At 47.5% G+C, this 15,588-nt stretch carries 14 protein-coding genes; 8 read left to right on the top strand and 6 right to left on the bottom strand.

The window, feature by feature from the left end:
* Nucleotides 1-37 precede the first annotated feature (37 nt).
* Genes ribH through ACWA5Z_RS10875 form a run of 5 tightly spaced genes read left to right on the top strand, consistent with a single transcriptional unit; the run spans nt 38 to nt 3,139 of the window.
* Nucleotides 38-511, top strand: a complete 474-nt coding sequence (gene ribH / locus ACWA5Z_RS10895) for a 6,7-dimethyl-8-ribityllumazine synthase (protein ID WP_431052286.1) — start codon at nt 38-40, stop codon at nt 509-511.
* 10 nt (nt 512-521) lie between these two features.
* Nucleotides 522-938 carry a transcription antitermination factor NusB gene (gene nusB, locus ACWA5Z_RS10890; protein WP_431052284.1) on the top strand — a complete coding sequence of 139 codons (417 nt, stop codon included), beginning with the start codon at nt 522-524 and terminating at the stop codon, nt 936-938.
* 37 nt (nt 939-975) lie between these two features.
* A complete protein-coding gene (gene thiL / locus ACWA5Z_RS10885; protein WP_431052282.1) occupies nt 976-1,980 on the top strand; it encodes a thiamine-phosphate kinase in 1,005 nt (334 codons plus the stop codon).
* A gap of 11 nt (nt 1,981-1,991) precedes the next feature.
* Complete coding sequence (locus ACWA5Z_RS10880) at nt 1,992-2,495, top strand: phosphatidylglycerophosphatase A family protein (RefSeq protein WP_431052280.1); 504 nt, start codon at nt 1,992-1,994, stop codon at nt 2,493-2,495.
* Complete coding sequence (locus ACWA5Z_RS10875) at nt 2,495-3,139, top strand: LysE family transporter (RefSeq protein ID WP_449343184.1); 645 nt, start codon at nt 2,495-2,497, stop codon at nt 3,137-3,139. The genes ACWA5Z_RS10880 and ACWA5Z_RS10875 overlap by 1 nt, the downstream gene beginning before the upstream one ends.
* A gap of 371 nt (nt 3,140-3,510) precedes the next feature.
* Here ACWA5Z_RS10875 and dxs read toward each other — a convergent pair whose 3' ends face one another.
* The 3 genes from dxs to xseB form a co-directional block, all read right to left on the bottom strand.
* The gene (gene dxs, locus ACWA5Z_RS10870; protein ID WP_431052276.1) at nt 3,511-5,370 is read right to left on the bottom strand and encodes a 1-deoxy-D-xylulose-5-phosphate synthase; all 1,860 of its coding nucleotides are present in this window, start codon (nt 5,368-5,370) and stop codon (nt 3,511-3,513) included.
* Nucleotides 5,371-5,589: 219 nt separating this feature from the next.
* A complete protein-coding gene (gene ispA, locus ACWA5Z_RS10865; protein ID WP_431052274.1) occupies nt 5,590-6,483 on the bottom strand; it encodes a (2E,6E)-farnesyl diphosphate synthase in 894 nt (297 codons plus the stop codon).
* A 6-nt stretch (nt 6,484-6,489) separates the two neighbouring features.
* Nucleotides 6,490-6,726 (bottom strand): exodeoxyribonuclease VII small subunit, encoded by a 237-nt coding sequence (xseB, locus tag ACWA5Z_RS10860; RefSeq protein WP_431052272.1) that lies wholly within the window; start codon nt 6,724-6,726, stop codon nt 6,490-6,492.
* 133 nt (nt 6,727-6,859) lie between these two features.
* Here xseB and thiI point away from each other — a divergent pair, with 133 nt between their 5' ends.
* Nucleotides 6,860-8,305 (top strand): tRNA uracil 4-sulfurtransferase ThiI, encoded by a 1,446-nt coding sequence (thiI, locus tag ACWA5Z_RS10855; protein ID WP_431052270.1) that lies wholly within the window; start codon nt 6,860-6,862, stop codon nt 8,303-8,305.
* 52 nt (nt 8,306-8,357) lie between these two features.
* On the opposite strand, the gene msrA is transcribed toward thiI, so the two are convergent.
* Nucleotides 8,358-8,879 (bottom strand): peptide-methionine (S)-S-oxide reductase MsrA, encoded by a 522-nt coding sequence (gene msrA, locus ACWA5Z_RS10850; RefSeq protein WP_431052268.1) that lies wholly within the window; start codon nt 8,877-8,879, stop codon nt 8,358-8,360.
* 223 nt (nt 8,880-9,102) lie between these two features.
* On the opposite strand from msrA, the gene topA reads away from it, so the two are divergent.
* On the top strand, nt 9,103-11,709 hold the full coding sequence (topA, locus tag ACWA5Z_RS10845) for a type I DNA topoisomerase (protein WP_431052266.1): 2,607 nt from the start codon (nt 9,103-9,105) through the stop codon (nt 11,707-11,709).
* A 257-nt stretch (nt 11,710-11,966) separates the two neighbouring features.
* A complete protein-coding gene (gene cspD / locus ACWA5Z_RS10840) occupies nt 11,967-12,194 on the top strand; it encodes a cold shock domain-containing protein CspD (RefSeq protein WP_431052264.1) in 228 nt (75 codons plus the stop codon).
* 64 nt (nt 12,195-12,258) lie between these two features.
* On the opposite strand, the gene tdeA is transcribed toward cspD, so the two are convergent.
* On the bottom strand, nt 12,259-13,638 hold the full coding sequence (gene tdeA, locus ACWA5Z_RS10835) for a toxin/drug exporter TdeA (RefSeq protein WP_431052263.1): 1,380 nt from the start codon (nt 13,636-13,638) through the stop codon (nt 12,259-12,261).
* 8 nt (nt 13,639-13,646) lie between these two features.
* Complete coding sequence (locus tag ACWA5Z_RS10830; protein ID WP_431052261.1) at nt 13,647-15,581, bottom strand: MacB family efflux pump subunit; 1,935 nt, start codon at nt 15,579-15,581, stop codon at nt 13,647-13,649.
* Between the last annotated feature and the right edge of the window lie 7 nt (nt 15,582-15,588).

The following is a 15,588-nucleotide window of genomic DNA, read 5'->3' as shown; positions in this document are numbered from 1 at the left end:
TCCGCCCTCGAATTTGCAAACAAAGTATAGGTAGCTTATGAACATTTTAGAAGGCGCGCTGGCAGCGCCAAATGCCAAAATCGCCGTGGTGATTGCCCGTTTTAACAGTTTTATCAATGAAAGTTTACGCGACGGCGCAGTGGACGCGTTAAAACGGATCGGACAAGTAAAAGAAGATAACATCACTTTGGTTTATGTGCCCGGCGCCTATGAATTGCCGTTGGTGGCGCGCCGTTTGGCCGCCGGCAAAAAATTTGATGCGATTGTCGCGTTGGGCACGGTGATTCGCGGCGGCACCGCGCATTTCGAATACGTTGCCGGCGAAGCCAGCAGCGGCTTGGGACAAGTCGCAATGCAAGCGGATATTCCGGTGGCATTCGGCGTATTGACCACCGAAAACATCGAACAAGCGATTGAACGTGCCGGCACAAAAGCGGGCAATAAAGGGGCGGAAGCGGCGTTAGTTGCGTTGGAAATGATCAACTTACTGACTGCAATCGATCAAGCATAAGGATATCGTGATGAGTAAAGTATCTCCACGCCGCCGCGCCAGAGAGTGTGCGGTTCAGGCGTTGTATTCTTGGGCGGTTTCAAAAAATGATATTGCCGAGGTGGAATTGGGGTTTGTCACCGATCAAGAGATGAAAGGTGTTGATATGCCGTATTTCCGCAAATTGTTACAGGGTAGCGCTGAATATAGCGAAGAGCTGGAGCAAATGTTGGCACCGCACTTGGACCGCGGCACCGAAGAGTTGGATCCGATTGAAAAAGCCGTGTTATTAATGGCGGCGTACGAGTTGAAATACCAAGCGGATGTGCCGTATAAAGTGGTGATCAACGAAGCGATTGAAGTGGCGAAAGTATTTGGTGCGGAAGAGAGCCATAAATATATCAACGGGGTGTTGGATAAATTGGCACCGGCATTAAAACGTAAATAATCAACATCCAACAACCTGAAGTGCGGTCGGAGGTAGCATGGAACAGCAGCAAAATAGTGAATTCGATATTATCCGTCAATATTTTAATGCCTCGAGCCGCCCACCGCGCAAAGACGTTGCTTTGGCAATCGGCGATGATTGTGCCATCACCGAGATTAAGGCCAATCAGCGTCTGGCCATCACCACCGATACCTTGGTCGAAGGCATTCATTTTTTCCCGACTATTTCTCCGGCGGATTTAGCCTATAAATCCCTTGCGGTCAACTTGAGTGATCTTGCCGCGATGGGCGCGGAACCGGCGTGGGTCAGCCTCGCGTTGACCTTGCCGAAAATCGATCATGCGTGGTTGAAGGCATTCAGCAATAGCTTTTTCGAAGTATTGGATCATTATAATATTGATCTGATTGGCGGGGATACCACCAAAGGCCCTTTGTCTATCACGATTACTGCGCACGGTTTATTGCCACGCGATAAAGCGTTGTGTCGCCACGGGGCGGAAAAAGGCGATTGGATTTATGTCACGGGTTCGCTTGGCGACAGTGCCGCCGGTTTGCAACTATTGCAGGCAAAAAGTGCGGTACAAAACCGCACTTCGGCGGAGGATTACTTGATTCGGCGCCATTTACGCCCGACCCCGCGCGTTCTATTAGGACAGACTATTGCGCCATATGCCAGTGCGGCGATTGATATTTCCGACGGTTTATTGGCGGATTTGTCGCATATCTTAGCGCGTAGCGATGTCGGCGCCAGTTTAGCCTTGGAAAAATTACCGCTTTCATCGCAATTATGCGAAGCGGTCGGACAGCGGCAGGCGGAAATCTTGGCGCTCACCGGCGGGGAGGATTATGAACTTTGCTTTACCGTCGCCGATAAAAATGGTAGTAAACTGGAGCGTGCGTTAACCCATATCGGTGTTGAGTACACCTGTATCGGGCAAATTCGCAGCAAAAGGATGAATAACCGAATTCGCTTGAAACGGAATGGCGAAAAGGTCGAGTTGCCGCAATATTCGGGATTTGACCATTTTCGTGAGGGCGAATAGGAATAACTGAGATGAACGAAAAGCAATTGGCATTAACCAAAGTCAACATGTCGAATCCGATCCATTTCCTTGCCCTGGGTTTCGGCTCCGGTTTAATTTCCCCGGCTCCCGGCACTTGGGGAACCTTGGCAGGCTGGTTGCTTGGGGTATTGGCACTCCAGTTTATGCCGTCATACTATTTATTGTTTCCTGCCGTTTTGGGGTTTATCTTCGGTATTTATCTGTGCGGCAAAACCGCGGATGATATGGGCGTGCATGATCATGGCGCGATAGTGTGGGATGAAATCGTGGCAATTTGGCTGGTATTGGCGTTTATTCCTGAAACAAGCTGGCTTTGGTACGCCGTCGCTTTTGTTCTGTTCCGCTTGTTTGACATCCTCAAACCGTATCCGATCAAATATTTTGATCATAATGTCGAGAACGGTTTTGGCATTATGCTGGATGATCTACTCGCTGCTATTTATACCATATTTTCCGTGTTATCCCTTTTCTGTGTTGTTCGGATCTATTTCTAATGTTTGCCTTATTGACGAAATTATTTTTTATCCATTTGTTCGCCCTTGCCAGCCCAGGACCGGATTTTTTCTTTGTGATCCGTAAAGCGGTTGCAGAAAATCAGCGAAGTGCGGTTTTGGGGATTCTGGGGATTGTCGCGGCGTTATGTATTTGGTTGCTGGCGAGCCTGCTTGGACTCTCCATCCTGTTTAAACTCTATCCGCCGATTGAAATCGTGATGTTACTGCTTGGTGGGGGCTATCTCGGCTATTTAGGCAGTTTGATGTTGCGCACGCAGGAAAATATCAAATTAGAGCAGATTACCGCCAACGCGGCAGCCGTCAAAAGCCATGATGATTGGATCAATTTTCGTCAAGGTTTTTTGGTTAATCTCTCCAATCCGAAAGCGATGATCTATTTCGGCGGTATTTTTTCGTTGGTGATCGGCAGTATCAACGGCTACGGGCAAGCGGGTATTGTGGCGTTGATGATTTTAATCGAAAGTTTTGTTTATTTTTACTTGGTTTCGCGTATTTTTTCACACCGTAAAGTCAAATCGTTTTACCTCAATTACAGCCGTTATATTGATAATATCTCGGGCGTGGTGTTTATCGGTTTTGGTTTATTGCTGTGGTATAACGCTTATCAATTGGTTATCAACTAAAAGTGCGGTGTAAATAAAAGAAAACCCGATATTCAACAGTGAAATATCGGGGGAGGTCTTACAATAAGTAAAATGTAAAAAGACAACTGCGGTTGCAGTGCACTAGCATTAACTAAGACTGGATCCTTGCCAAAAAGTTCAACTAAAAATAAAAAATTTGTCAGCTTTTTTATTTTTTGATGTTAAATCAACGGGTTGAATTATTTACTTCAAAAGTAAGAGCGGATTCTCTAACCGTCCGAACCGCACTTTGTATTTTCCTTTTTAGATTAAATAGTTATGCCGAATTTCGTAAGCGGGCGGATAGAGAATCCGCCCCTACGCTGCCTAAATCAGTCACCGTTGTCAACAATGTAGGGGCGCTAAATGAATCAAAGTGCGGTTTCGATTTGTTGTTGAATGCCTGCCGTATCTAATTTCAAATCCGCCAAGATTTCCGCTTGTTCGCCTTGCGGGAGGAAATAATCCGGGAAGCCGAGTTGCAGCAAACGCGGTGTTGCGGTTTTATTGCGAATGGCAAGCTGATTTAAATATTCTGCCACTGCGCTGCCTGCGCCGCCTTGAACGGCGTTGTCCTCCACGCTCACTAACAGTTGATGTTGTGCCGCCAGTTGGTCGATCCGGGCAGTGTCGAGCGGTTTGACAAAGCGCATATCTACCACGGTGGCATTTAACGCTTCCGCCGCCGCGACCGCACTTGGCAATAATGTACCGAAGTTCAGAATCGCTACGTTTTGCCCTTGACGGATTAACTTCGATTGCCCGAGCGGAATTTCCGCCAATGGCAGCAATTCACAACCGACACCGGAACCGCGCGGATAGCGCACTGCCGCAGGGGCGTTAAGGCGATAGCCGGTGTAGAGCAGTTGGCGGCACTCGTTTTCATCGCTTGGAGTCATGATCACCATATTCGGGATACAGCGTAAAAAGCTGATGTCGAATGCTCCTTGATGGGTTTGTCCGTCTGCGCCGACCACACCGGCGCGATCAATCGCAAACAATACCGGCAGATTCGGAATTGCCACGTCATGAATCAGTTGATCGTAGGCGCGTTGCAGGAAGGTCGAGTAGATCGCGACTACTGGTTTGTACCCGCCGATGGCAAGTCCTGCGGCAAAAGTCACCGCGTGCTGTTCGGCGATCGCGACATCAAAATATTGCTCGGGGAAACGGTTGGAAAATTCGACCATGCCCGAACCTTCACGCATTGCCGGCGTGATCCCAAGCAATTTTTGATCGCGTGTAGCCATTTCACACAGCCAGTCGCCGAAAATTTTCGAATAGTTCGGAATATCCGCTTTGGATTTGGGTAATGTGCCCAGTGTCGGATCAAATTTCGGGACGCCGTGAAACCCAATCGGATCTTTTTCAGCCGGAGCGTAGCCTTTGCCTTTTTTGGTCATCACGTGCAAGAACTGCGGACCTTTCAGATTACGCATATTTTTCAGGGTTGAAACTAATTCGTCGACATTATGCCCGTCAATCGGACCGATATAATTGAAGCCCAACTCCTCAAACAATGTGCCGCCCGAAACAAAACCTTTCACGTGTTCTTCGGTTTTTTTCATGAATTCTTTAATCGGCGGCAGATTTTCTAAGATTTTTTTGCCGCCTTCGCGAATCGACGAATAGAACGAACCGGATAACAAGCGCGCCAAGTGGTTATTCAATGCACCGACATTTTCCGAAATCGACATTTCGTTATCGTTCAAAATCACCAACATATCGCTGTGCACCGCACCGGCGTGGTTCATTGCTTCAAACGCCATTCCGGCAGTGATGGCGCCGTCGCCGATCACGCATACGGTTTTACGGTTGGCGTTCTCTTTTTCGGCGGCAATCGCAATACCTAAACCGGCACTAATCGAGGTAGAGGAGTGCCCGACCGACAACACGTCATATTCGCTTTCTGCACGCCACGGGAACGGGTGCAAGCCGCCTTTTTGGCGGATCGAGTGCATTTTTTCACGGCGACCGGTCAGGATTTTATGCGGATAGGCTTGATGACCCACATCCCAAATCAATTGATCGAACGGAGTGTGATAAACATAATGCAGGGCAACGGTCAGTTCGACCGTGCCTAAACCGGAAGCGAGGTGTCCGCTGGTGCGGCTGACGGACTCCAACAGAAAACTGCGCAATTCATCACACAGTTGCGGCAGTTGTTCACGCGATAACAGACGTAAATCGTCCGGCGTGTGGATTGAAAATAAAATCGGGTAATGTTGCATGGTTATCATCGATTATTACGTAATCAAAAAAGAACGATCTATTTTAAATGACTACTGATATTTGTTAATTTTCCCTCTCTCCGCAAGCGGAGGGAGGTGTCCGAAGGACGGAGGCATAATTTTATCGGATATTATTTCAATCCCCACCCTCCCCATTTTTCTAATGAAAAATGCTACTCCCTCCGCGAGCGAAGGGAGAGAAATTTGTCTGTGTAACCACTAATTTTGTCGTTGCACAATATAATCCGCTAATTTCATTAACGGTTCGGTATCAAAATCCAAATCCTGTAATTCCGCTTTGGCGGAGGCGATCAGTTGCGCCGCTTTTTGTTGTGCGCCGTCCAAACCGAGTAATTTCGGATAAGTGCTTTTATCCAATGCCAAATCCGAACCGGCATTTTTGCCTAAGGTGGCGCTGTCGGCGGTGATGTCCAAAATATCGTCCTGCACCTGAAATGCCAAACCAATCGCCTGCGCGTAACGCACTAAGCGTCGGCGCAATTCAACATCATCAAAGTGCGACGAGCAGAGCAAGCCCATTTCGACCGCCGCAATAATCAGCGCGCCGGTTTTATTGCGGTGAATGCGCTGTAAAAAATCGAGGCTGACCGCACTTTGCTCGGCGAGCAAATCCAAACTTTGCCCTAAACACATTCCTTGGGCGCCGGAAGCCAATGCCAGGGTTTTCACCAACGCCACTTTTTGTTGTGCGCTGATGTCCGGCACGTCGCTGAGACACTCAAAGGCGAACGCCTGTAACGCGTCACCGGCTAAAATCGCCGTGGCTTCGTCAAATTCGATATGACAGGTTTTCTGCCCGCGGCGCAAGGTGTCGTCGTCCATTGCCGGCAAGTCATCGTGGATCAGCGAATAACTGTGAATCGCTTCCACCGCACTTGCGGCATAATCCAAACTGTGAAAATCCGCTTGCAACATTCTGCCGACCGCATACACCAAAAACGGGCGCAGGCGTTTGCCGCCCAGTAAAATGCCGTAGCGCATGGCGTCGGACAATTGCGCCGGTGCGCTGTCAAACGGTTGCAACTGCCGCTGTAAAAATGCATTAATCCGCGTGCGCAGTTCGACTAAATCATCATTAAAGCTGTAGTTCATGGCTAGTTATTCATCATAGTCGGCTAAAGGCGCAACCGCACTTTTTTCTAATAAAATCTGTACGCGCTGTTCGGCTTTTTGCAAACGCTGCTGTCCTTGCTGTGCCAGCTTGATACCTTTTTCAAATTCGCTCAATGCCTCTTCCAGCGGCAAATCGCCCGACTCCAAACGTGAGACAATGCTTTCCAGTTGCGAAAGTGTTGATTCAAAATCCGTTTTTTTAGCGTTAGTGGTTTTTTCCATGCTGAACTCTCGTTGCGGCTGACGTATAAACGGCATATTGTACTTCAGATTCAAATTGTTGTCGGTGTTTTTTTATGAATTTCGTGTACAATGTCGCTAATTTTTTCTTGATGATTGATTTAAAGTTGTTGTTATGAAATTTATTATTAAACTTTTCCCCGAAATCATGATTAAAAGCGATTCGGTGCGTAAGCGTTTTATTAAAATCCTGACCGGCAATATCCGTAATATTCTTGCCAAACACGATGAAAGCGTGGCGGTGGTGCGCCATTGGGATTACATTGAAGTGCGCAGCAAAGATCAGCGCCAACGCCAGCTGATTTTGGATTATCTGCAACGCACCCCCGGCATTCACCATATTTTGGAAGTGGAAGACACCCCGTTCGACTCGCTGCACGATATTTTTGAACAAACTCTGCAAGCCACGCGCGCTGACTTGGAAAACCGCACTTTTTGCGTGCGCGTGCGCCGCAAAGGCAAGCACGATTTCAGCTCGCTTGATGTGGAACGTTATGTCGGCGGCGGTTTAAATCAACAGATTGAATCGGCAAAAGTCAAACTGAGCAAACCGGACGTGACGGTGCGGATCGATATTGAAGATGACCGGATGATGTTGATTAAACAGCGCCATGCCGGTCTTGGCGGCTATCCGATCGGCACGCAGGAAGACGTGCTGTCGCTGATTTCCGGCGGCTTTGATTCGGGCGTGTCCAGTTATATGCTGATCCGCCGTGGTTCGCGCGTGCATTATTGTTTCTTCAATCTGGGCGGCGCGGCGCATGAAATCGGCGTGAAACAGATGGCGTATCACATTTGGCAACGTTACAGTGCCTCGCATAAAGTGCGGTTTGTGGCGATCAACTTCGAACCGGTGGTGGCGGAAATTTTGGAAAAAGTCGATAACGGACAGATGGGCGTGGTGTTGAAACGCATGATGGTGCGTGCCGCGTCGCAAGTGGCGGAGCGTTTCGGTATTCAGGCGATTGTGACCGGCGAAGCGTTGGGGCAGGTTTCCAGCCAAACCTTAACCAATCTGCGTTTGATTGATGAAGCGGCGCAGGCGTTGGTGTTGCGCCCGCTGATTACCCACGACAAAGAACAAATTATCGAACTGGCAAAACAGATCGGCACCGACGATATCGCCAAATCGATGCCGGAATTTTGCGGCGTGATTTCCAAAAATCCGACCGTCAAAGCGATTAAATCCAAGATCGAAAAAGAAGAAGCCAATTTTGATTTTGCGATCCTCGAAAGTGCGGTCAGCAATGCGCAATATTTGGATATCCGCCAAATCGGGCAGCAAACCGAGCAGGAAGTGCAAATCGAAACGGTTTCACTGATTGCGGAAAACGAAGTGGTGATCGATGTGCGTAGTAATGAGGAAGCGGAAGATAAGCCGTTGCAAATCGCAGGGCAGACCGTACGCCATATTCCGTTTTACAAACTTTCTACCGCTTTTGCCGAGTTGGATTCTTCCAAAACCTACTTGCTTTATTGCGAACGCGGCGTGATGAGCAAACTGCAAGCGTTGTATTTGCAACAGCAGGGCTATAGCAATGTTAAGGTGTTGCGGTATTGATAGTTATCTTAAAGTTGCTATCGGCGAAATAGCGAGAGTGATATATCAAAAGTTACTTCCACCACTTCGCAAATTTCACTTTGGCTTTTAAATATTTCGGGGCAACCACCATGCTGCAATAACCGGTATTCGGATTTTGTTTGAAATAGCCCTGATGATAATCTTCCGCCGAATAAAACGTTGTGACAGGGCTGATTTTCGTCACAATTGGTGCGGCAAAGTGCGGTTGCAATTCGCTAAGCTTGTTTTTTGCAAGCTGTTTTTGCCGTTCATCAAGATAAAAAATCTCACTGCGATATTGCGTGCCGATGTCATTGCCTTGCCGGTTGAGTTCGGTCGGGTTGTGGATTGAGAAGAAAATATCCAACAAAGTCTGATAGCTGATGATGTCAGAATCAAAGGTTATTTTGACTGCCTCGGCATGTCCTGTGACACCGTCACAAACCTGTGCGTAAGTCGGATTGGCGAGCTGCCCGCCGATATAACCCGAAACCGCACTTTGCACTCCTTTAATCTGACTGTATACCGCTTCGATACACCAAAAGCAGCCGCCTGCTAAAATTGCCGTTTGCATAAATTCTTCCTTAGTATATGGCTTATCCGTTTAGCGCTTATTGTGAGTGAAAGTGCGGTCAAGCACAAGTCGGACGGGCAGAAAGCGTGTGTGAATTAGGCGGTTTGTGTCATCAACTATTGTAATCCTTGGCAAACCTTGTTATTGTCAGCGCATTTTATGGTCTTTAGTATGTATTTTAAAAGGCAACTGAAAAAAATTTCAGACAACTGATAGGAAAAAGATGAGTAAATCATTAGTTATTGTGGAATCCCCGGCGAAAGCAAAAACAATTAATAAATATCTGGGGAAAGATTATGTGGTGAAATCCAGCGTCGGGCATATCCGTGATTTGCCGACTGCCGGTTCATCGACCGGTGAGAAACGCAAAGCGGTTTCAACCAAAGGCATGAGCGTGGAAGAGAAAGCCACATTGAAAGCCGCCCGTGATCAGGAGGCGTTGGTGAAACGCATGGGGATTGATCCTTATCATGGTTGGAAGGCGAATTATCAAATTCTGCCGGGCAAAGAAAAAGTGGTTGCCGAGCTGAAATCGCTGGCGAAAAATGCAGAACATATCTATCTCGCAACCGACTTGGATAGAGAGGGAGAGGCGATTGCCTGGCATTTGCGCGAAGTGATCGGCGGCGATGATAATCGTTATAGCCGCGTAGTGTTTAATGAAATCACTAAGAATGCGATTAAAAATGCGTTTGAAAAACCGGAACAGTTAAACTTAGATCGGGTCAATGCACAGCAAACCCGCCGCTTTTTAGACCGCGTGGTCGGCTTTATGGTGTCGCCGTTGTTATGGAAAAAAGTGGCGCGCGGTTTATCCGCCGGGCGGGTGCAGTCGGTGGCGGTGAAATTGTTGGTGGAGCGCGAGCGTGAAATCAAATCTTTTGATCCGCAAGAGTTTTGGCAAGTGGCGGTGGATACCACCACCTTGCAAAATCAGGCAATTCGCTTAGATGTGGCGCAGTTCCAAGGCAAAAAATTTGAGCCGGTCAACCAACAGCAAGCGGATACCGCAGTTGCGGCATTGCAGCAAGCAACTTACGTGGTCAGCGCTCTGGAAACCAAACCGACCCGTTCACGCGCCAAAGCCCCGTTTATCACCTCGACCCTGCAACAAGCCGCCAGCACGCGCTTAGGCTTCGGGGTGAAGAAAACCATGATGATGGCGCAACGTTTGTATGAAGCCGGGTATATCACCTATATGCGTACCGATTCGACCAATCTCAGCCAAGATGCGCTAACCATGGCGCGCAGCTATATTGAGAAAAACTTCGGTAAACAATATCTGCCGGAAAAGCCGAATTTTTATTCCAGCAAAGAAAACGCTCAAGAGGCGCATGAGGCGATTCGTCCTTCCGATGTGGCGGTGAAAGACAACGATTTAAACGGCATGGATAAAGATGCGGTACGTTTGTACGATTTGATTTGGCGGCAATTTTTGGCTTGCCAAATGCCGGCGGCGCAATATGATTCCACAACTTTAACGGTGCAAGCCGGAGAGTATGAACTGCGCACCAAAGGGCGGATCTTACGCTTTGACGGCTGGACCAAAGTGTTACCGATTTTAGGCAAAACGGCTGAAGATCAAGTGTTGCCGCAAGTGGCAGTCAATGAAACGCTGAATTTGCAACATATCGATCCGCAACAGCATTTTACCAAGCCGCCGGCACGCTTCACTGAGGCGGCGTTGGTGCGTGAATTGGAAAAGCGCGGTATCGGGCGGCCTTCAACTTATGCGGCGATCATTTCTACCATTCAGGAGCGCGGTTATGTGCGGGTGGAAAACCGTCGCTTCTATGCGGAAAAAATGGGCGAAATCGTCACTGATCGTTTAAACCAATCGTTTAGCGAATTGATGAATTATGATTTCACCGCCAACATGGAAGACCAGCTCGATCAGATCGCCAACGGCAATGCCAACTGGAAAACCGAGCTAAACCAATTCTTTGCGGATTTTTCAGAGAAACTATCCAAGGCCGAATTGGACGAATTGGAAGGGGGCATGACCCCAAATAGTTTGGTAGAGACCGAGATCAAATGTCCGACCTGTGGGCGTAATATGGCGATTCGTACCGCCAGCACCGGGGTATTTTTAGGTTGTAGCGGTTATGCCTTGCCGCCGAAAGAACGCTGTAAAACCACGATTAACTTGATTCCGGAAGCGGAATTATTGAATGTGTTGGATGACGATTCGGAAACCGACGCCTTGCGCAAACGCAAACGCTGTCCAAAGTGCCATACTGCGATGGACAGTTATTTGATTGACGGTCAACGCAAGCTGCATATTTGCGGTAATAACCCGAATTGCGACGGCTACCTGATTGAAGAAGGCGCATTTAAAATCAAGGGTTACGACGGTCCGGTGGTCGAGTGCGACAAGTGCGGTGCGGACATGCACCTTAAATTGGGGCGCTTTGGTAAATATATGGGCTGCACCAATTGTAGCAATACCCGCAAGATTTTGAAAAACGGTGAGGTTGCCCCGCCGAAAGAGGATCCGGTGGCTTTCCCTGAATTACCGTGTGAAAAATCGGACGCGTATTTTGTGCTGCGTGACGGCGCAAGCGGGGTGTTTATGTCGGCGCATAACTTCCCGAAATCGCGTGAAACCCGTGCGCCGTATGTGGAGGAATTGGTACGCTTTAAAGATCGCCTGCCGGAAAAATTCCACTATCTGACCGAAGCACCGACGGTTGATGACGCAGGCAATAAAACGATTGTGCGTTTTAGCCGTAAGGAAAAACGCCAATACATTACCTCGGAGAAAGACGGTAAAGCCACCAAATGGATCGCTGATTACCTCAACGGCAAGTGGATCACTCGTCAGAAATAGCCGCCTGCTATCTAAACAAGTGAAAAGTCAAGTAAAATATCAGTAAAATGCAAAAAAAGAGAGGTTTGCCTCTCTTTTTTCATATCTTCAGCCAAGTGAATGATAATATTGCATTAATTTTGTGATCTGGTACATACTTTTTAGGTTTGATGGTTGCATATTAATCACATTTATTTAAGTATAACAACAGGTTGACCGAGATAACACGTACGGTCAGCCGTCGAGAGAGCCGGGTCAAGACAAAATGAGGTTGCAATATGCAAATTGGAACAGTCAAATGGTTTAACAATGCAAAAGGATTTGGGTTTATCGCTGAGGACGGTGGGGTGGAAGATATTTTTGTTCATTACTCAGTGATTGAAATGGATGGCTATCGCTCGTTGAAAGCCGGTCAAAAGGTTCGGTTTGAGGCGATTCATGGTGACAAGGGTTCCCATGCCACCAAAATTATCCCGGTACCACTAGAGCAAAATCCAACTCTTTGATATATAGGTAATAAAAAACGGATCGTCAAATCAACATCCGTTTTTTGTTATTATTTTATCCCGTTTAACGCTGATATTTTCCCGCCATGCTTTGATAAATAGCGTTTTCATAGCGCAGCAAATCATATTTTGCCTGCAAGATATTGAGCTCGGAATGCTGTTCCGTTGCCAGCGCTGTCAACCAATCTTTCATCCCGGCAATCCCGGCGTTATATTGTAAACGGTAGGTATTGCTGATATTACGATCATAACGGTATTTCTGATTCAGATTTTGGTAGCTTTTTTGCGCCAATTGATATGCTTTATAATTGCTGTCAATTTCGTTCAGCGCGGTGGTAATGCCTTGCTGGAAATTCAATTTCGCCGTTTCATAACCTGCTTCCGACAACTTCACGTTCCATTTCACCCGGTTCCAGTCTAAGAACGGCAGATTGATACCGATTGTACCGGCGCTCAACGGCACATCAAACATATTACCCACGCTGTTGCCGCCGGTAGTTAAGCTGGCGCCTAAGGTAATGCTCGGATACCAGCTTTTTTCCATGGCATTTAAATCTTTAAACGCAGAGGTTAAGCGGTATTGATAAGCTTTCAAGTCCGGGCGATTGGCAATGGTGGAGAGCGGAATATTCAAATTCACCGGTTGTAACTTCAGGTTTTTTAAATTGACCGCACTTAGCCCTAACTTCTGCTGTGGTTGCAGGTTTAGCAAATTACGCAGGGTACTTTCTACCGTTTGTAACTGTGATTGGTAACTGATTAGTTGGTTTTCTGCCGATAGCACCGCTTGGCGGCTTTGATCGGCATCCAACTGCAAGGTCATGCCTTGGTTTACTTGGTTTTGCGTCAAGGTCGCGATTTGCTGGTAGGTTTTGATGTTACTTTGCACAATTTGAATCGCTTGTTTTAAGTATGCGATGTGATAGTAGCTGTCGATGACTTGGTTAATTAGCGTCAATTTCGCCGCTTCCAGATCCAATTCTGTCGCTTTATGCGCCCATTCTGCCGCATTGGCGCTGTCGGCAAGCTTACGCCACAGATCAACGGTATAATTCAACGCGAGTGAACTGCCGTAAGTGCGGCTGGAAATACCGCTTTCGGTATTTTTTTGCACCCGACCGGATACCGAACCATTGAATGCCGGCACTAAATCCGCGCCCAACAAGTTGGCATTGTATAATGCGCGATTCACATTTACCGCCGCTTTTGCCAAGTTCAAATTATTGGCAAGTGCGGTATCAATCAAACGGTTAAGTTGGGAATCTTGATATTGGGTCCACCAATTCGGATCAATGCGGTATTGTTCGCTTAATTGCCGGTATTGCTCGAATTGCTGCATTTCCTGCTGATAGCCGGTTTGCTGCGGATTGCTGACACAAGCGGTGAGAAAGCCACTCACCAGTAAAGCGGCGGCGGAACGACGAAATAATATAGTAGAAATCATATTGACTTTTATTCTCTTGAAAGTGCGGTAATCGGGTTCAATTGTGACGCATTTTTAGCCGGAAGAAAACCAAAAATTAAACCGATTAGCGTGGAGCAGATCACGGCGGCGATAATCGAATCCGCAGAAAACAACATGGTAAAGTCTTGCATCATGCTGTTAAATAACAGTCCGAGCAGATAGGATAGCACGACACCGACCAAACCGCCGATCACGCAAATCAGCGTGGCTTCAATCAAAAATTGTTGCAAAATATTGGATTGCCGCGCACCAATCGCCATTCGGACGCCGATTTCCTTGGTGCGTTCGGTCACGGAAACCAACATGATATTCATCACGCCGATTCCGCCGACAATCAGCGAAATCAGTGCGATTGAAGAAATCAACAGCTTCATGGTGTTGGTGGTGCTTTCAATCGTCTGTTTGATCATATCGGTATTCAGCACGAAAAAATCTTTTTTACCGTGGCGTATCGTCAGTAATTGGGTCAAATTTTTCTCGGCGATTTGGGTATTCACATCATCTTTCACTTTCACTGTGATTGAATCAATGGTTTTTTCACCGGAAATTTTATACATTGCGGTGGTATAAGGCAGCCAGATCGTCAATGAGCTGCTTGGCATGCCCATATTGTTGTTGCTGGCGGCGACACCGATAATTTTTAACGGTTTCTTGTCAATCATAATAATTTGCCCCAACGGTGATTTGTCTGCGAACAGCTCTTTTTGCGTGTTTTCGTCAATTACCGCCACCTGCGCATTATCTGCGACATCTTGCGCAGTAAACACCTTGCCTTGCTTTAAGGTTAAGCCTTTGACGTTAAAAAATTGATCGCCCACGCCGCGTGCTTGTGCGGTGAACGCTTGGCTGCCGTAAGTCAATGTGCCGCTCAATACACTGTTCGGCGTCGAACTCGCAATATAGTGCTGTTTGGCAAGAATATCGGCATCTTGGATTGTCAGATTTTTGGTACGATTTGCGCGCCGATCACCAAAACCGGTACCGTTATAAATATCCATGGTGTTTGTGCCGAGCGAATTGATGTTCGACAAGATTTTTTGTTGCGAACCGTTACCGATCGCCACCACGCACACCACCGAGGTAATGCCGATAATAATCCCAAGCATGGTGAGCAACGAACGCATTTTATGTGCCAAAATCGCACTGACCGACATTTTAAACGATTCCACCAGCTGATCTTTAAATTGTGCAAAACGGTTTTTTTGAATTTTAACCGAGGTGTCTTTGTCAATGATTTGATCCGAGCGGCGACTGTCATCGATAATACGCCCGTCTTTCAGTTCGATAATCCGATTGGCGTAGTGGGCAATATCTTTATCATGGGTGACTAAAATGATGGTGTGCCCCTCACGGTGCAGATTCTGCAAAATTCGCATTACCATTAACCCGCTCTTGGAGTCGAGCGCGCCGGTCGGTTCATCGGCTAAAATAATCTCGCCGCCGTTCATTAATGCGCGTGCGATACTGACCCGTTGCTGCTGCCCGCCGGAAAGTTGATTGGGTTTATTAGTCAGCTTATCGCCTAAATCGAGTTTTTTCAGCAATTCTTCCGCTTGCGCCAAACGTTGTTGTTGCGGCACGCCGGCATACACCGCCGGTAACGCCACATTTTCGACCGCACTTAGCGCAGACAGCAAATTATAACGCTGGAAAATAAAACCGAATTTTTTCTGACGCAAATCGGACAGTTGATCGCGCGACAGCGGCGAGGTGTCCACGCCGTTGATTTTATATACACCGTCACTGGCGGTATCCAGACAGCCGAGGATATTCATCAGGGTCGATTTGCCCGAACCCGATGTCCCCATGATCGCAATAAAATCGCCTTTTTTAATCGTCAGATCGATCGCTTTTAAGATATGAACCCGGTTCTCGCCTTCGCCGAAATATTTGTTCAGTTTGCTGACTTCGATAATATTCATGCTTGCC

Source organism: Testudinibacter sp. P80/BLE/0925, assembly GCF_053570785.1.
The sequence above is the reverse complement of the archived record's forward strand: the minus strand, read 5'-3'. Positions and strand labels throughout refer to the sequence as shown.